This is a genomic window from Staphylococcus argenteus (assembly GCF_000236925.1).
Taxonomy (GTDB): Bacteria; Bacillota; Bacilli; order Staphylococcales; family Staphylococcaceae; genus Staphylococcus; species Staphylococcus argenteus.
On the sequence record NC_016941.1, the window covers coordinates 1,624,718 to 1,643,591 of the forward strand.

Below are 18,874 nucleotides of genomic sequence, written 5' to 3' on the forward strand. Positions count from 1 at the left end.
CTTACTCTAAACAATAAAGGTTTACACTTTATATTCGTTTTATTTTAAAAATTAAAAAAGCCCTTGCACAGTTTATAACTGTACAAGGGACGAATATCCGTGTTGCCACCCTTATTGATTTAATAGTTTCTCTTACAACTGCTACTTAACGCTACAATCATAAAAAGTTATTAAACCCACTCAAAACGTTTAACGTACGTTCAACGGCTTTACTTTCATAAAGCACCTTTTCTTGTGTTCAATGTATTAAACTACTCAGTATAATCTTTCAGTCTAGGGATTATATTCCTGCACAATCTTCAATAGATTGCTACCTATTTCATTTAACATTTCAAGAATATTAACGGTTTTAGTTATAAAATTCAATATCAATGATAACTAGTTTCACATGTTTTTGCAAGCCCTATGCTGAAAAATAAAATTTCAGACCGTCTACAATAGCTTGTTCTAATATCTGTCTATGTAATTGATCTTTAATCATTGTTTCGTCAGTTGGATTACTAATATAACCTAATTCTAATAACACTGCAGGAACTTTAGTTTGTCTTAAAACTTGATAGTTCTCTTGTCTTGATCCACGATTAGAAAGCAATCCCTTTTTTTGAATCGTGGCATCTAATGTGTCTGCTAAAGCTCTTTGATTTTCATGATACCAATAGACTGTCATTCCATTTGCATTTGATGATTCTAATGCATCATTATGTATACTTATATAGGCATCGCCTTTAATATCACGATTTTCTAATGAAACGTATGTATCGTCAGTTCTTGTCATTTTAACTGTCGCGCCTTCTTTTTCTAAAGTACGCTGCAACTCTTTCGCCGTTTTTAGTGTATAGTCTTTTTCTAAACTTTTATATTTAGTATTGCTTGAAGCACCCTGGTCACTTCCTCCATGACCAGGATCAAGCACTATCGTTTTGCCTTGCAAAGGATTCTTTTCTTTAGTGTTATCTGCAACAATATCTAAATTCGTATGCCAACCAGCTATCCAACCTTTTTCATTACCGGAAGCATCTTCAACTTCAATCCATTTGCCTACTTTACCTATCTTTTTAAAATGGTCACCTTTTTCAACTTTGTATATGACTGGATACGCAGCATTTGGACCTGTACGTAATTCAGCATTTTCAGTGATTGTTATATTACCACTATCTTCACTATTACTGTTTAATAGTAGAAATAAAAAGATGATAAATAAGATAAAGGCAATTACTACTATTAGAGTACGTTTGTTTTTAAGACCCCTTTTAGATAACCATGCCTCTATTTTTTTCATTGAATTTTGCCATCCTGACTTTCATAAATAATCGTTACTGGACCGTCATTATTAATATTTACATTCATGTGCGTTCCAAATTCACCAGTTTTCACAGTTAATCCATATGATCTTAACGCATCGTTAAAATATTCATAAATTTTTACTGCCTCATCAGGATTTTTAGAATTGGAAAATCCTGGACGGTTACCTTTTTTAACATCTGCATAGAGTGTAAATTGTGAAACTGATAATACTTCACCGTTCATTTGTTGGATATTAAAATTCAATTTATCATTGTCATCTTCAAATAACCTAGCATTTGCAATTTTTTTAGCAATAACATCTGCGTCTTGTTCTGTCGAATCTTGACCAATACCAACCAATAAGCAATATCCCTTGCCGATATGATTATTGATTGAATTATTTGTCACCGATGCCTCTTTTACTCTTTGCACAACTACTTTCATATTTTGCACCTCTAGTTCCAAACTCTTGTTACAGTATAAACATCACCAAGTTGTTTTATCTTTTCAACCACACGATAAACATCGTTTACATTTTTTACCATGACACTTATGTTTATAATTGCATTTTTATCAATATCTGATCGTCCAGAAACTTTAATTAAATTTCCTGCTGTTGAACTAACCGCTTGTAATACTTCATTCAATAATCCATTGCGATCATATGCAGTTACTTCCAAATCAACTTGATATTTTTGAGTAGCATCTTTTGATTTTACCCATTCAACATCGATTAGACGATCGGTTTCATTCTTAATATTTGGACAATCTGTGCGGTGTACTTTAATGCCATGTCCTTTGGTGATATAACCTACAATATCATCACCTGGTATAGGATTACAACATTTTGACAACTTAATAAGTACATTTTCTAAACCTTCGACATATACACCACTATCCGTAATAATATTGTCTTTGATTGGTAATGATTTTGTGACTTCTTGTGCCTCATTTAATGCACGTTGTTTTTCTAAAATTCTTTGTCTTTCTGTTAATTTATTAACAATTTGCAAAGATGTTACGCCACCAAATCCGACTGCAGCAAATAAATCATCTTCATTTGCAAAATTGTATTTTTCATTAACAACATGAATATTTTTTTCTGTTAAAATATCTTCGACTCTAAATCCTTGCTCTTTAATTTCAGCTTCAACCATCATTCGACCTTTTTCAATATTCGATGAACGATCTTGCTTTTTAAAGAAACTCTTAATTTTACCTTTAGCACTTGATGATTTAACAATTTTCAGCCAGTCACGGCTTGGCCCATATGAATGTTTACTAGTACGTATTTCAACTATATCTCCAGTTTGTAAAATGTAATCTATCGGTACAATTTTGCCATTCACTTTGGCACCTATCATTTTATTTCCTACTTCACTATGAATCGCATATGCAAAATCAATTGGTACTGCGCCATATGGTAATTCTATGACATCACTTGCAGGCGTAAAGGCGTATACTTTATCACTTTGCAAATCATATTTTAAAGTTTCCATAAACTCTTGCGCATCAGATGAAGTATGATCTGCTTCAGCTAATTCTTTTAACCAATTTAATTTATTTTGATAGTTTTGGTCTTTTTCATTAACTTTTTTACCTTCTTTGTAAGCCCAATGTGCTGCAACCCCATGTTCTGCAATTTCATGCATATCGAACGTTCGAATTTGAATCTCAAGTGGATCGCCATTTGGTCCAACAACAGTTGTATGCAATGATTGATACATATTTTGCTTTGGCATAGCAATATAATCTTTGAATCGACCAGGCATCGGCTTCCATAATGTATGGACCAATCCCAGTATCGCATAACAATCATTGATTGAATTTACAATGACACGTATAGCCAACAAATCAAAGATTTGATCAAATTGTTTTTTCTGCTTCATCATTTTACGATAGATACTATAAATATGTTTTGGTCTACCATTTATATCGCCTTCAATGTTCATTCTATCCATTTCAGTACGAATTCGATCAATAGCAGTTTCAATGTATGCTTCACGTTCACTTCGTTTCTTCTTCATCAAATTAACAATTCTAAAGTATTGTACATTGTCAATATATCGAAGTGCCGTATCTTCTAATTCCCATTTGATTGTGTTAATACCTAAACGGTGTGCTAATGGTGCATATATTTCTAATGTTTCTCTTGAAATCCTTATTTGCTTTTCTCGAGGCATCGCTTTTAATGTACGCATATTATGTAATCTATCAGCTAATTTCACCAAAATCACTCGTACATCTTTAGCAATTGCAATAAATAGTTTACGATGATTTTCAGCTTGTTGCTCTTCTTTAGATCTATATTTAACTTTTTTAAGTTTTGTTACACCGTCAACGATTCGTGCAACTTCTTCGTTAAACATTTCTTTTACATCTTCAAAAGTATATGGTGTATCTTCAATTACATCATGCAAAAATCCTGCAACAATGGTTGGACCGTCTAATCGCATTTCTGTTAAAATGCCCGCAACTTGTATAGGATGCATAATGTATGGTAAGCCGTTTTTCCGGAACTGACCTTTGTGCGCTTCATAAGCAATATGATAACTTTTCAAAACATATTCATACTCATCTGATGACAAATACGATTTTGCTTTGTGAAGAACTTCGTCTGCACTATATGGATATTCATTGTTCATAATATGATACACCCCATTCATCTTTATTACGTCGTCTTAAACAATGATTTTGATGATTACGTTGAATAGTCATTTCCCCACATAAATCATACATTCGTCGACGATAAATAATTATCCTGTCGTCATTAATCGTAATCATAATTTTACTTGAGTGAGTTTAATTTGTATACTATTCCTACTTTTAAAACTTTTACAAAAATTCATCGTAAATCAACTGTTTCATTTTTTAAATATTAGTTCTATGATACTACAATTTATGAAATAAATAAACGATGATATTAAGGTATAATGCTCAATCTTCTAACATTTTCAGTATATAAAAAATCCTATCATCTAATGTCAAGAAATCGTGAACAATATTTTATCATTTCATTCATTCTATAACATTCAATGTAGGATTTTATTTTATTATGCTATTATTTACTCATCGTATGAGATTAAACTCATAACATCGTAATCTTTAATTTTTTCAATGCCGTTAAGATATTTTAATTCGATAATAAATGCAATACCAACAACGATACCACCTAATTTTTCAACTAATTTGATTGCCGCTTCAATCGTACCACCTGTTGCTAATAAATCATCTGTGATTAAAACACGTTGTCCTGGTTTAATAGCATCTTTATGCATTGTTAAAACATTTGTACCATACTCCAAATCATATTCATAACGAATAACTTCTCGTGGCAATTTCCCTTCTTTTCTTACTGGTGCAAAACCAATTCCCATTGAATAAGCCACTGGACAACCTATAATGAAACCACGCGCTTCAGGTCCAACAACGATATCTACGTTTCTATCTTTTGCATACTCAACAATTTTATCTGTTGCATAGCCATATGCTTCACCATTATCCATAATAGTTGTTATATCTTTAAAACTTACACCTGGTTTCGGCCAGTCTTGTACCTCTGATACGTATTTCTTTAAATCCATTAATATTTCCTCCTAAATTGCTCACGACAATTGTGACTTTATCCAATTTTTTAATTCTGAAAAATCTTGATATAATAATTGCTTTTCTACATCCATACGTTGTTGTCTTAATTGATATACTTTACTAGAATCGATTGCTCTTTTATCTGGTTGTTGATTAATGTAAATCGTACCATCTTCTTGTGTTATAAAGTTTAAATCTAAGAAAACTTTGAGCATGAATTTAAGTGCATCTGGTTTAACATTTAAATGCTGACACAATAACATACCATCTTGTTGAATATTTGTTTCTTGTTTAGTAATTAAAGCTTTATAACATTTTTTAAAGACATTCATGTGAGGTATACCTTCGAAATAAATCGAATGACTATGCTGTAAAACTAAATAGAGTTGAGAAAATTGTAGCTGTCGTAATGTACTTGACAAGTCATCCATAGAAGTTGGCAAATCTCTTAACACAACTTTATCCGACTGCTGATTAATTTCTTCCCCATAATAATATTCATTCGCATTTACTTTATCACTTTTAGGATGAATAAGCACGACAATATTTTCATCATTTTCTGTAAAAGGTAAACTTTTTCTTTTACTTCGATAATCTAATATTTGTTGTTCATTCATCGCTATATCTTGAATAATCAATTGTGGTGTTTGATTACCATTCCATTCATTGATTTGAACTGAACCCAAAATATTGATTGGTTGTTCATCTTGCAATTCTGTTTCTAAATGTCCATTTTGCCAAAATAATGCAGCTATATTACTTTCACCTAATGTCATTTTCAAGTGATTTTTTTGTTGACCAATTGCTTTAACCGATGAAACTGATAAATCGTCCATTTCAAAAAGTGGTCTAGAAAAATCCGTTCCAAATGGTCGCAAACGATTCATATCGCGTATATTTTTAATTGTTATATCATTCTCTGTTAATAACACGTCTACTGTTTTTACAGGATCTAGTGATGTTGTTTCAGCTAAAGCATTCATCCATTCATTCAAACCTTTAGCTAACATATCAACATTTTCGATATCCATCGTCATACCTGCAGCCATATGATGACCACCAAACTTAGCAATTAAATCTTGATGTGCTGATAATATTTCGAACATAGACACTTGATCGATTGATCTCGCTGAACCCTTAGCATGATTTTGTTCTCTATCAATATTTAAAATAAGAGTCGGTAATGCATATGTTTCAACAATTTTCGACGCGACAATACCTAACACACCTTCATGCCAATTTTCTTTTGCTAGAAGAAGGAATAAATTCCCTGCTTTAACTTGTTCATCAGCCATTGCCATAGCTTCTTCAGTAATAGATGCAACAATATCTTTTCTTTCACGATTAAAGTGTTCAACCTGTTCTGCTAAAAATACAGCTTCTTCTTCGTCTTCTGTCATCAGTAATTCACAAGCTAATGAAGCATCATCTAAACGCCCAACAGCATTTAATCTAGGTCCAATGATAAAGCCTATAGTCTCTTCATCGATGTGATCATTGTATCCCGCTTCTTGAAGCAATGCTTTAATAGATATTGGACAATTGTTATTTAATATTTTCAAACCTTGTTTCACAAGTGAACGATTTTCATCCGTTAACGAAACCAAGTCTGCAATAGTACCTATGGCTGCTAATGCTTTAAAATAGTCAGGTACATTTCCTATTAATGCTTGAGACAATTTATAAGCTACACCTGCACCACATAATTGTTGAAACGGATATTCAAATGATGGGTGCATCGGATGTACAATTGCGTATGCTTCTGGTAATGTTTTACCAATTTCATGGTGATCAGTAACAATTACATCAACACCAAGTTCTTGAACCATTTTAATTTCATTATGACCTTGTATACCATTATCAACTGTTATTATTAAAGAGATGCCTTCATCGTGTGCATTTCGAAATGCTAATTCGTTTGGACCATATCCTTCAGTAAAACGATTAGGTATATGCCAACCTACTTGTGCACCTAAAAGCTGTAATGTCGTAACTAAAATAGTCGTTGAAGTAACACCATCAGCGTCATAGTCACCATATACTAAGATTTTTTCATCATTAGATACCGCATTTTTAATTCTTTCAACGGCCTTACTCATGTCGCTTAATTGGTAAGGATCATGATTTATATCTATGTCCGCAATAATTGATTCAATATCATGTTCATCAATAATTGCCTTACTTTCTAATATTTTCTTCACAATTGGCGTCAATTTTAATTTAGATATTGTTTCTTCATTTATGTATTCAGTTGGTTTTGTTAATTTCCACTTATACTTTGGTTTTATCATTTCTACGCCTCATTTCCAAAAGACATTATATCTAAAATTGCTATAAATAAAAAGCACTAATATAAATAATCAAGAGTTTAATTATATCATTTTTTTAAAAGTAGGTGTGATAAGTTAGATTTATCTATTTTGTTAAATTCAAACAAAATAAAAAGCAGTGTCTGAACCTATACTGGTTCACAACACTGCTCTTATTATTAAAATTATACTAATATCTTTTCGTCATTTGATTTTTTATCTTTATACACAACTAATTTGTGTTTTGGAGATTTTTTCAATTGACGTTTTTTCATCATTCCCCATAGAGGAACTGCTATAAAGATTGATGAGAACACACCAGAAATTAATCCGATAAATAATGCTAATGTAAAGTTAAATATTGTAGGCGCTCCAAAGAATAAGATAGCAACCACAACAACAATTACTGTTAACACCGTATTGACTGAACGAGTCATTGTCTGTCTTATCGATCTATTAACGATATCGTCAATTTGTTCAGGTGTAGTAATAACTTTTATTTTCTGAAGGTTCTCACGTACACGGTCAAACGTAACAATTGTATCGTTAATTGAATAACCAACAATTGTAAGAACCGCTGCAATAAATGTTAAATCTACTTCAATTCTAAATAAACTAAAGATAGCAACGATTATGAATACGTCATGTAATAATGCCAATACTGATGACAGACCCATTCGCCATTCAAATCGTAATGACACATAGATAATGATACCAATAGATGCATAGATTAACGCTAACATGGCATTTTTAGCTAATTCTTGTCCAATTATAGGTGATACAGTATTAATTTGAGGCGTGTCACCAAATTTTGATTTAATATTATCGCTCAACTTATTATCTTGAGCACGTGTTAAATCATCTTTAAATTGAACTGTTGCTACTTTATTATCTTTACCATTAATTTGAATTTGATCCGCCTTAAGTCCGCTATCTTTTACAACCTGTTCAACTTTTTGTTGTGAAATAGTTTGTTTTGATTGGAAATCTACACGTGTACCACTTGAGAAATCAATACCTAAATTCAACTTGAAGATATAAAGAATAACCAATCCAACAACAACTATTAAAATACTCACACCAATTAATGGTTTTGCTAATTTAACAAAGTTCCATTTTTCAAATGATGTTTTAAGGTCGTGAACATCAACGCCTTCACTAATGTTATGTCTCTTATTCTTATTAACTCCAAACAACCAATATTGATTTTTGAAGACGTTTGATGAAACTAATAATGATAATAAGAATCTTGATAAGAAGACTGCTGTAACAAAGATCATTAAGATACCTAATAATAACATAGTAGCAAAACCTTTAACTGAACTTTCACCGAAGAAGAATAATACTGCTGCGGCTATAACAGTTGTTAAGTTTGAGTCAAAGATTGTTAAGAATGAGCTCTTATTCGCTTTAGAAAAGGCTTGCTTAATCGTGCGTCCGATTCGAAGTTCATCTTTAATACGCTCATACATAATAATATTAGCATCGACGGCCATACCTACACCTAATACTAATGCTGCTAAGCCTGGCAGTGTAAGTACACCTGAAATGAAATTAAATGCAACTAATGTTAGATAGATGTATGTTGTTAAAGCAATAATTGCTACTAAACCAGGTAATCTGTAGAAACCTAACATGAATAGATAAATTAAAGCTACACCAATGAATGATGCAAATACAGTTTTATCTAATGCATCTTGTCCAAATTGAGCACCAACTGAATTTGAGTAAATTTCTTTTAAGTCAACTGGTAATGAACCTGCGTTTAACAATTCAGCAATTTGTTTAGCCTTTTTAACGCCTTCTTGCCCTTTAAATCCACCAGAGATTTCTACACTATCTGAGTTAATCGGTTGATCAACACTTGCTGCAGAAATAAATTTAGGATTTTTCTTTTGAGCTTCTTTTTTATAGCTGTCGCCTTTTTTGAAATCTAGCCAAACTACCATGACGTTGTCACGTTTTTTAGAGATTTCTTCAGTTACCTTTTTGAATTTATTTTTATCTTTAACTTTAAAAGTAACTGTTGGCTGGTTCGTTTCTTGTTTAAACTCTTGCTTTGCAGAGCCTTGCTTAATATCAGAACCATTTAATTTCACTTTATCTTCGGCATCACGAATTGTTAAATTTGCTTGAGAAGATAAAATTTTACGTGCTTCGTTCTGGTCTGTTACACCAGCAAGTTGAACCCTAATTCGATTTGGTTCTTCAACTTGTATCTTAGGTTCAGAAACACCTAATACGTTTACACGATTTTCTAAAGTTTGCGCCGTTGATTGTAAAGCTTTTTTATCTATTTTATCGCCCTTATGTAACGGGTCAACTTGATAAAGCACTTCAAATCCACCTTGCAAATCAAGTCCTAAATTGACATTCTTTACTACACTTTTATAAGTTGCAGCCATTCCGGCAAACAACAATACGACTAAAAGTAAGAATGCAATTATTCTACTACTTTTCTTCACATGAACACCTCATTATTTACGTATGTATTTAGAATACTTTAATACTATTTTATTACGCAAGTTAAATTTTTCTTACAAAATTTATTAGCCTTATACATATTAACATACTATAACTGCTAGTAAAATTAGACACGGTTATATTTAATTTAAATTTAACAATTATTATGAATCACATTTTCTTTTTTTCGAATGCAAAAACAGTACAATACATTACAGCTAAATATAAAAAGGGATGAAACATAAATCGTTTCATCCCTTTTTATTACCTCTTCATGTTATGAAGGGTCAACTTGTTTAATTGCTGGTTTTTCGAATGTTAATTCAGTACCATGACCGTTTACTGTAATTACAACAGTTGTTTCATCTACCGCTTTAACAGTACCTTTAATACCACCAATTGTAGTAATTCTTTGACCAGATTCAATGTTATTAATCAACTCACGGTGCTGCTTAGCACGTTTTTGTTGTGGTCTGATCATTAAGAAATACATAACCGCAAAAATTACGACTATATATATAAGTAATGAAAATTGCATTTTGTACGCTCCTCTTGCTTAAAAGTTTTTTGGGTTCTCAACATTTAATCCATATTGCTCGAAGAACTCATCTTTAAAATCTAAAAGACGATCTTCTCGAATGGCTTGTCTTATATCTTCCATTAATTTTAGCAGAAAATGTAAATTATGAATAGTAGTAAGACGAATACCAAAAGTTTCCTCTGCTTTGATTAAATGACGTATATACGCTCTTGAGTAGTTTTGACATGTGTAACAATCACAATTCTCATCCAAAGGTCTTAAATCATCTGCAAATTTTGCATTTTTAATAACCAATCGCCCTTGCGATGTCATACAAGTACCATTTCTGGCAATACGTGTCGGTAAAACACAATCAAACATATCCATACCGCGAATACTACATTCGATTAATGCATCTGGAGATCCTACACCCATTAGATATCTTGGTTTATCTTTAGGCATAAATTGCTCTGTATGTTCAACCATTTTATACATAACTGGCTTAGGCTCACCGACTGACAAACCTCCGATTGCATAACCAGGAAAATCTAATTCTACTAAATCCTTTGCACTTTGCTCTCTTAAATCTTCATATTCGCCACCTTGAATAATGCCGAATAGTGCTTGATCTTCAGGTCGTTGGTGTGCATCTAGACATCTTTTTGCCCAACGTGTTGTACGTTCAATTGATTTTTTTACATAATCATATTCCGCAGGCATAGGCGGGCATTCATCAAATGCCATCATAATATCAGAACCTAAATCATTTTGAATTTGCATTGATTTCTCAGGACTCAAAAATAATTTAGAACCATTAGTATGATGTCTAAATTCGACACCTTCCTCGGTAATTTTACGTAAATTACTCAAACTAAACACTTGGAAACCGCCTGAATCTGTTAAAATTGGACCATCCCAATTCATGAATTTATGTAATCCCCCAGCGTGTTTGATAATATCATTTCCAGGTTGTAACCACAAATGATACGTATTCCCTAAAATGATTTTCGCCTCAATCTGTCTTAACTCCTCTGGACTCATTGTTTTAACAGTCGCTTTAGTACCTACTGGCATAAACATCGGTGTTTCAAATGAACCGTGTGGTGTGTGTACAATACCTAAACGAGCACCAGATTGTTTACAAGTTTTAATGTGTTCATATGTTACTGCAGGCATATTTATAATCCTCACATTCTTTTTATATAATTAACATTGCATCGCCAAAACTAAAGAATCTATACTCTAAACTTACAGCTGTTCTATATGCATTTAGAACATTTTCACGAGTACTAAACGCTGACACAAGCATAACCAAAGTTGATTTTGGCAAATGAAAATTAGTTATTTGACCATCAATTGCTTTAAATTCAAACCCTGGATAAATAAAAATATTAGTCCAACCACTTGTCGCTACAAATTGATCATAGTCTCGTCGAATAGTTTCAAGTGTGCGTGTAGAAGTTGTACCAACTGAAATGATTCGATGCCCTTTAGACTTCGTATCATTTAATAAGTCAGCGGTTTCTTGAGTCATTTGATAATATTCACTATGCATTTCATGATCATTTACATCATTAACACTGACAGGCCTAAATGTACCCAAGCCAACATGCAATGTAACAAATGCGATATTAACTCCTTTATTTTTAATTTTGGCTAATAACTCATCTGTGAAATGTAATCCGGCTGTCGGTGCTGCTGCCGAGCCACTTTCCTTAGCATAAACCGTTTGGTAACGATCAGGATCATCTAAGCGCTCTTTGATATATGGTGGTAGCGGCATCTCACCTAATTCATCTAAGCGTTCTTGTAAAATACCTTCATAATGCAAGCGCATAATGCGTCCGCCCTGGTCCATTTCTTTAATACATTCGGCTACAATTTTACCATTACCAAAACTTAATTTATTACCAACTTTGATTCTTTTAGCAGGTTTAAGCAAGACTTCCCAATCATTACCTTCTATTTGAGTCAGCATTAACATTTCAACTTTAGCACCTGTTTCTTCTTTTAAACCGAAGAGTCTAGCAGGCATCACTCTAGTATCATTTAACACTAACGTATCACCTGCACGAAAGTATTCAATAATATCTTTAAAATGTAAATGTTTCATCTCGCCAGTTTCTCTATCCATGACTAATAGACGACTTTGATCACGATCTTTTAATGGCGTTTGAGCTATTAAAGATTCTGGCAAGTCGTAGTCAAATTCTTCAATATTCACGTTATTCCCTCTCCTCATTTGACTTTGCAAAATGTTCATAAGCTAATGGTGTAGCTCTTCTACCACGCGGTGTACGTTCTAAAAATCCTTTTTGAATTAAAAAAGGTTCGTAAACGTCTTCAATTGTTATTCTCTCTTCACCAATTGTTACAGCAATCGTATCTAATCCGACAGGTCCACCATTATATTGATTAATTATGCAATTCATCATTTTATGATCAATATAATCCAATCCATGTTGATCAACTTGAAGTAAACCTAATGCATGTTTAGTAGTTTTGATGTAGATTTGATCATCTTCATTCACTTGTTGAAAATCACGCACGCGTTTTAATAAACGATTCGCTACACGTGGTGTACCACGCGAACGTTTAGCAAGCTCAATGGCACTAGCTTCATCTATACCTGTTCCTAGAACTTCTGCAGTTCTAATGATAATCTCTTTTAAGTCTGATTCGTTATAATATTCTAACCTTAAATGTACACCAAATCGGTCTCTTAAGGGGCCTGTTAAACTCCCAGCTCGGGTAGTTGCACCGACCAAAGTAAATGGAGGTAAATCGATTCGGATACTTCTAGCCTCATCCCCTTTACCTATAATTATATCTAAAAAGAAATCTTCCATTGCAGGATATAAAACTTCTTCAACTACACTACTTAATCTGTGTATTTCATCAATAAATAACACATCTCCTGGTTGAAGTCCCGATAAAATAGCAGCTAAATCACCAGGTCTTTCTAAGGAAGGGCCTGACACTGTACGTATATTAACGTCCATTTCATTAGCAATAATATTAGATAATGTTGTTTTACCTAGTCCAGGGGGGCCAAAAAGCAATACATGGTCTAATGGTTCATGGCGTAGTTTAGCTGCTTTTATAAAGACTTCTAAATTACTTTTTATTGAATTTTGACCAATATATTGTCGTAATCTCGTAGGTCTTAACGACAATTCAAAATCAGATTCTTCACTATGCATTGATTGATCAACCATACGTTCATCCATGACAACACTTCCCCCATCAATCTATTTAAATTTAAGATACAACTATTTGTAGACCTGCTTTTACAGCCTCATCAACAGAGTCGTATTTATTTTTATTTAACGTTTTCTCTACTTTTGTAAGTTCTCGTTTAGAATAACCCAATGCTTCTAATGCTAACATTGCCTCTTGTACAAATTGATCTTGTACTGTAGAGGTTGGATCTACTTGCAATATTGAATCGCTATCTTCTTCGGTAATTTTAACTTTACCTTTTAAATCTAATACAATTTGTCTTGCTGTCTTTTTACCGATTCCAGGGAATTTAGTTAAATACGTGTCATTTTCATTTTCAATAGCACGTTTTACCTCGTTAGGTGTACTAGTTGCTAAAATAGCTAATGCAGATTTAGGTCCTATACCAGTAACTTTAATTAAACTCAAAAACATATCTTTTTCTTCTTCGCTACTAAAACCATACAATAGTTGGGCATCTTCGCGAACTATTAAAGATGTATGTATTAAAACATCTTGATCTAGATACTTTTGAAAACGATAAGAATTTGGTGTTTGAATTTCATACCCAACACCTGCAGTTTCAACTACCACATGTGTTGGATATAAATGTGTTAACTTACCTTTGACATACGCGTACATTTTTTGCACATCCTTACATACTCATACTAATTAATTCTACTTTAGATACATAATCTAAATTTCTTAAAGCTACGATGACATCTTCTGCAGAAGTGTCCTTAGATTTTGCATTTAAAGACAATGTGATGGTCGCTTTTTCTTCCATTGGAATACTTTGATGAATTGTTAAAACCGAAAGTTCTAATTTAGAAATAACATCTAAAACACGCGCTAACATACCGACAATGTCAGTAACGTACAATATTAATGTAAACTCTCTATGGTCTAACATTTTATCATCTACTGGAAATATAGTTTCTCTATATTTGTAAAATGCACTTCTAGATAAATCAAACTGCTTAACTGCATCATAAATGGACAATGTAGGATCATTTTTTAAGGCATCTTTAATTTTCAAAGTTTTAACCACTGATTCTGGCAATACATCTTCTCTAATTAAATAAAACTTTTTATAATCTTTATTGTCCATCATGATACACTCCTATTCAACGAATTCAAATTCTCCACCAAGAATTCTAACGATATCTCCATTTTTACAACCGCGTTCTCTTAGAGCATCATCAATACCCATCGAACGCATTTGTCGTGCAAAACGGCGTACTGCTGGATCACTATTAAAGTCAGTCATCTTGAACATTCTTTCTATGGCATTACCACTCACTACATATGCACCATCATCATCTCTTGTAATTGTAAACTTATCTTGTGAAGGTGTGTGTTTATAAAGAACACGATTGATACCTGCTGACTCTTCTTCTTCAACTGAGAAGTCAACATCTTTATATTCTTCTAATTTATCAGCAATTGCATAAAGTAATTGATCAATATTTTCACGTGTAATTGTTGAAACTGGAATGACTTCTACATTATCACCAATTTCCTCTTTAAATAGTTCTAAATTATCTTGCGATTCAGGTAAATCCATTTTATTAGCAACGACGATTTGTGGTCTATCTTCTAAACGTTGTTCATATGCAGCTAATTCTTGATTGATGACTTTATAATCCTCAATTGGATCTCTTCCTTCTGATCCACTCATATCAATCATATGCACAATAACTTTAGTTCTTTCAACATGTCGTAAAAACTGATGACCTAGACCAACACCATCTGATGCACCTTCAATTAACCCAGGTAAATCAGCCATAACAAAACTACGTTGATCTGGTGTTGAAACGACACCTAAGTTCGGCTTAATAGTAGTAAAATGGTAAGCACCAATTTTGGGTTTCGCTTTTGAAACAATTGATAATAATGTTGATTTACCAACACTAGGGAAACCTACTAATCCTACATCAGCTAATAATTTCAATTCTAAAGAAACGTCTAATTCCTCACCTGGTTCTCCTTTTTCACTAAAGTCAGGTGCAGGGTTTCTTGGCGTTGCAAAACGTGAATTTCCGCGACCTCCGCGACCACCTTTTGCTACGACAGCTCTTTGACCATCTTCAACTAAATCTGCTAATACTTCGTCAGTTTCAACATTTTTTATAATTGTGCCCGGTGGTACTTTTAAGACTAAGTCTTCAGCATTTTTTCCATGCATATTACTACTTTGTCCATTTTCACCTTTGTTTGCTTTAAAATGACGTTGGTATCTAAAATCTAATAATGTTCTTAATCCTTCATCTACTTCGAATACAACAGAAGCACCTTTACCGCCGTCACCACCAGCTGGACCACCAAATGGCACATATTTTTCTCTTCTATACGCGGTAATTCCATTACCACCATCACCGGCTTTAAGAGATATTTTGACTTGATCGACAAACATATATCTCACCTCTTTTACATATAATTTTCATTTTCCCAATAATTATAGCATATTAGAGCCCCTTTTATTGTAAATAATTAGGGGCTCTTATGCAGTTGCTTTTATGTCTATTCGCCTTAATTTTTTATAATTTCCAATATCAAATACGATACTTTTTAGTACGTTAAATACTGCAACTGTATTCCTTTAGCCCCCTTTTAGTTTACTGATTAGGGGCTCTTATGCAGTTGCTCTTAAGTCTATTCGCCTTAAATTTTAAATTTACTTTTGGCCAAATTCGTTATATTAATAAAAATTTCTCTATAAAAAGTAAAAAACACCAGAAGATTCACTTCTGGTGTTAACTAGACAAAATTATTCAGCTACTGCGTATACAGAAACTTGTTTTTTGTCGCGACCTTTACGTTCGAATTTAACAACGCCGTCGATTTTAGCGAATAATGTATCATCGCCACCACGACCTACATTTTCACCAGGGTAAATTTTAGTACCACGTTGGCGATATAAAATTGAACCACCTGTTACGAATTGACCGTCAGCACGTTTAGCACCTAAGCGTTTTGATTCAGAGTCACGTCCGTTTTTTGTAGAACTTACCCCTTTTTTAGATGCGAAGAATTGTAAGTTTAATTTTAACATCGGAATGCACCTCACTTATAATTTAATCTAATATTCTCATTATATTCTTCTTCAATAGTTTGTAAAGAAACAAGCATTGCTTGAAGAATTAATTGCGCTTCATCGTTATTTGTATCAACACTTCTTATATGAAAATGACCACCATTGTCATCATAATTGATATCTGGTCTTTCAGATGTCAATCCTATAATCGCATTAACACTACCAAACAATACAGCTGAAGCTCCAGCACAAACGATATCATGACCATATTCACCATGGTTAGCATGGCCATCCATAATAACGTCTGTTACTTTGCCTTCATCATTAACTGTGACATCAACAGTAATCATAATAATTACGCGTTGATTTTATCGATTGTTAATTTAGTGTATGGTTGACGATGGCCTTTTTTACGTTTTGAATTTTTACGACGTTTGTATGTGAATACAGTGATTTTCTTACCGCGTCCTTGTTTATTAACAGTAGCAGTAACTGTAGCACCTTCAACTGTTGGCGCTCCAACTTTAACTGAATCTCCACCTACAAATAATACTTTATCAAATGTAAAAGTATCACCTTCGTTTACGTCTAATTTTTCAACGAAGATTTCTTGACCTTCTTCTACTTTGATTTGTTTTCCACCTGTTTCAATAATAGCAAACATACTTTGCACCTCCTGTATAATAAGTCACGCCATATATAGGTGACATATGTTATTGAGTAAAGCGTTCGCACTCTGCGTTGTTTCAGTCGAAACTCAAGTCATTTATAAAAATAAACTCTTCTCGTTTCTCTCTTCATCGCCTTGATTGTCAATCGCTTTCTTTCAATAACTTTTGCAAATGAGTAAAGCGTTCGCACTCTGCGTTGTTTCAATCGCTTTATTCCTTAATCATGTTCTTGAACCTATATTTGAGCGGTTGTATGTAGCTACTTATAACTACTCAACTATTGCATCTTACCATTGACGACGTTTCATGTCAATGTCATTGTTCGTTTTTTTAATGAACTTTATAATCAATGGATACAGTATTATTAACAGTACAAAATTTAACAATACTGTCGGCAGCAATCTAAATACAACAAAATGTATAAAGTCAAATTGGATAAATCCTAGCATGCCATAAATCAATGCAACATATATCTCTAATAATATTGTACTCCCTAAAATAATTCCGAATAACATTGTGTGATCTTTGTAAAAAATCTTAAAGAAACGATCTATTAGAGCTAAAAATAGTATATAACCAAATAAATATACGCCATAAATGCTTCCGTAATATACATCAGTCATTAAACCAATAAATATACTCAGCATTAATGATACGCCAAAGCCTCTATAAACTACCATCATTAATATGTACATAAAGGTTAAGTGTGGCACAAAAATAATTTCAAATTTCCCAATATGCATTGGAATGAGTAGTCCAATTGCGGTATCAATATAAAATAATAAAATCCCTATCAAAAAATAATACAAAGTACGCATTATTTATCCCTGCTTTCATCGTCAGGTATTGTTTTAGGATCTCTTTTAGCGACATAAACATGACTTAAATCTGCTAAATCTGCACCAGTTTTAACTCTAACCTCTTTAGCTAAGCCGTATTGATCATTCTGTACCTTCGTGACTTCACCTATATACAAATTACTTGGCAATTGATCTGCAAGTCCACTAGTAACTACTTTATCCCCTTTAGAAATATTGTCTCGGTTATTAATATCACTAATTATTAACTCAGAGTTCTTTTCATCATATCGATCAATCAAACCAAAAATATTTTTAGAACCATGTTGTATATTTACCGATAATTTACCAGCACGTGTATTAGTAGAAATTAAATCTACTTGTGAAGAAAACTTATTCACTTTTGTTACTCTTCCAACAAACCCTTGTGACGTCATTACGGCCATATTAGAAGTAATACCTGATTTCGAACCTTTATCAATTACAAGTGTATTCATCCATTGATCAGGATTTCTTGCTAATACTGTAGTAGAAATCGGATCATATTTTGAAATATCTTTTAAATCAAGCTCTTTTTTCAATTTATTATTTTCCGCTTCTAATTGTTGGTTTTTAGATTCTAATTGGCTTATTTTATTTTTATCCTCTTTTGAATCGCCCTTTTTAAAAAAGTCTCCAATTGCACCAGCAACAAAATTAACTGGATAACTCACAACTCGTTGCCCAAAAGACACAGAATCACCTATGTATTGTTCAGGAGGTGATTGAGATTGTGATCGTATGGACAGCCCAATAAGTGCAATAAAAACGATGATTGCACATAAAACAACAATTAATTTGTTATTTTTAAAAAACTTAAGCACCCAGAACACCTCTATTTTGTCAAAATATTATATATCCTTTTCTATTTTATATTACTCCCTTAATGAAATAAAGCACTAACTTTTAATTGCTATGAAATTAAACTTAGCTTTTAATAAAAC

At 32.8% G+C, this 18,874-nt stretch carries 19 protein-coding genes; all 19 read right to left on the bottom strand.

Annotated features, from left to right (window positions below; all coding sequences use genetic code 11):
• Positions 1-403: 403 nt before the first annotated feature.
• The 19 genes from SAMSHR1132_RS07680 to mreC all read right to left on the bottom strand — a co-directional run bounded on the left by SAMSHR1132_RS07680 (position 404) and on the right by mreC (position 18,754).
• Positions 404-1,279 (bottom strand): N-acetylmuramoyl-L-alanine amidase, encoded by an 876-nt coding sequence (locus tag SAMSHR1132_RS07680; protein ID WP_000717813.1) that lies wholly within the window; start codon positions 1,277-1,279, stop codon positions 404-406.
• Positions 1,276-1,728 carry a D-aminoacyl-tRNA deacylase gene (dtd, locus tag SAMSHR1132_RS07685; protein ID WP_000869985.1) on the bottom strand — a complete coding sequence of 151 codons (453 nt, stop codon included), beginning with the start codon at positions 1,726-1,728 and terminating at the stop codon, positions 1,276-1,278. The genes SAMSHR1132_RS07680 and dtd overlap by 4 nt, the downstream gene beginning before the upstream one ends.
• Before the next feature lie 11 nt (positions 1,729-1,739).
• Positions 1,740-3,929: a RelA/SpoT family protein gene (locus SAMSHR1132_RS07690; RefSeq protein WP_001058598.1), complete on the bottom strand. Its 2,190-nt coding sequence runs from the start codon at positions 3,927-3,929 to the stop codon at positions 1,740-1,742.
• Positions 3,919-4,068 carry a hypothetical protein gene (locus SAMSHR1132_RS14110; protein WP_155270620.1) on the bottom strand — a complete coding sequence of 50 codons (150 nt, stop codon included), beginning with the start codon at positions 4,066-4,068 and terminating at the stop codon, positions 3,919-3,921. Before SAMSHR1132_RS14110 ends, SAMSHR1132_RS07690 begins: the two co-directional genes overlap by 11 nt.
• Before the next feature lie 281 nt (positions 4,069-4,349).
• Complete coding sequence (locus SAMSHR1132_RS07695) at positions 4,350-4,868, bottom strand: adenine phosphoribosyltransferase (RefSeq protein ID WP_000364420.1); 519 nt, start codon at positions 4,866-4,868, stop codon at positions 4,350-4,352.
• Between the two features lie 21 nt (positions 4,869-4,889).
• On the bottom strand, positions 4,890-7,163 hold the full coding sequence (recJ, locus tag SAMSHR1132_RS07700) for a single-stranded-DNA-specific exonuclease RecJ (RefSeq protein ID WP_000595019.1): 2,274 nt from the start codon (positions 7,161-7,163) through the stop codon (positions 4,890-4,892).
• Positions 7,164-7,366: 203 nt separating this feature from the next.
• Positions 7,367-9,646 carry a protein translocase subunit SecDF gene (gene secDF, locus SAMSHR1132_RS07705; RefSeq protein WP_000749805.1) on the bottom strand — a complete coding sequence of 760 codons (2,280 nt, stop codon included), beginning with the start codon at positions 9,644-9,646 and terminating at the stop codon, positions 7,367-7,369.
• A gap of 275 nt (positions 9,647-9,921) precedes the next feature.
• Entirely contained in the window at positions 9,922-10,182 is a 261-nt protein-coding gene (gene yajC, locus SAMSHR1132_RS07710; RefSeq protein ID WP_001160681.1) for a preprotein translocase subunit YajC, read from the bottom strand.
• 18 nt (positions 10,183-10,200) lie between these two features.
• Positions 10,201-11,340 carry a tRNA guanosine(34) transglycosylase Tgt gene (gene tgt, locus SAMSHR1132_RS07715; protein ID WP_001112044.1) on the bottom strand — a complete coding sequence of 380 codons (1,140 nt, stop codon included), beginning with the start codon at positions 11,338-11,340 and terminating at the stop codon, positions 10,201-10,203.
• A gap of 22 nt (positions 11,341-11,362) precedes the next feature.
• A complete protein-coding gene (gene queA, locus SAMSHR1132_RS07720; protein ID WP_001019183.1) occupies positions 11,363-12,388 on the bottom strand; it encodes a tRNA preQ1(34) S-adenosylmethionine ribosyltransferase-isomerase QueA in 1,026 nt (341 codons plus the stop codon).
• Between the two features lies 1 nt (position 12,389).
• Positions 12,390-13,394, bottom strand: coding sequence for a Holliday junction branch migration DNA helicase RuvB (ruvB, locus tag SAMSHR1132_RS07725; RefSeq protein ID WP_000344472.1), 1,005 nt, complete (start codon positions 13,392-13,394; stop codon positions 12,390-12,392).
• 31 nt (positions 13,395-13,425) lie between these two features.
• Entirely contained in the window at positions 13,426-14,028 is a 603-nt protein-coding gene (gene ruvA / locus SAMSHR1132_RS07730; RefSeq protein WP_000271553.1) for a Holliday junction branch migration protein RuvA, read from the bottom strand.
• 13 nt (positions 14,029-14,041) lie between these two features.
• Complete coding sequence (locus SAMSHR1132_RS07735) at positions 14,042-14,497, bottom strand: ACT domain-containing protein (protein ID WP_000368896.1); 456 nt, start codon at positions 14,495-14,497, stop codon at positions 14,042-14,044.
• Between the two features lie 12 nt (positions 14,498-14,509).
• Positions 14,510-15,802, bottom strand: coding sequence for a GTPase ObgE (obgE, locus tag SAMSHR1132_RS07740; RefSeq protein WP_000496088.1), 1,293 nt, complete (start codon positions 15,800-15,802; stop codon positions 14,510-14,512).
• Positions 15,803-16,156: 354 nt separating this feature from the next.
• Positions 16,157-16,441, bottom strand: coding sequence for a 50S ribosomal protein L27 (gene rpmA / locus SAMSHR1132_RS07745; RefSeq protein WP_000916187.1), 285 nt, complete (start codon positions 16,439-16,441; stop codon positions 16,157-16,159).
• A gap of 11 nt (positions 16,442-16,452) precedes the next feature.
• On the bottom strand, positions 16,453-16,773 hold the full coding sequence (locus SAMSHR1132_RS07750; protein WP_000633694.1) for a ribosomal-processing cysteine protease Prp: 321 nt from the start codon (positions 16,771-16,773) through the stop codon (positions 16,453-16,455).
• A 5-nt stretch (positions 16,774-16,778) separates the two neighbouring features.
• The gene (rplU, locus tag SAMSHR1132_RS07755) at positions 16,779-17,087 is read right to left on the bottom strand and encodes a 50S ribosomal protein L21 (RefSeq protein ID WP_000457386.1); all 309 of its coding nucleotides are present in this window, start codon (positions 17,085-17,087) and stop codon (positions 16,779-16,781) included.
• 294 nt (positions 17,088-17,381) lie between these two features.
• Positions 17,382-17,912, bottom strand: coding sequence for a rod shape-determining protein MreD (gene mreD / locus SAMSHR1132_RS07760; RefSeq protein ID WP_001259922.1), 531 nt, complete (start codon positions 17,910-17,912; stop codon positions 17,382-17,384).
• Positions 17,912-18,754, bottom strand: a complete 843-nt coding sequence (gene mreC / locus SAMSHR1132_RS07765; RefSeq protein ID WP_000911031.1) for a rod shape-determining protein MreC — start codon at positions 18,752-18,754, stop codon at positions 17,912-17,914. Before mreC ends, mreD begins: the two co-directional genes overlap by 1 nt.
• Positions 18,755-18,874 lie beyond the last annotated feature (120 nt).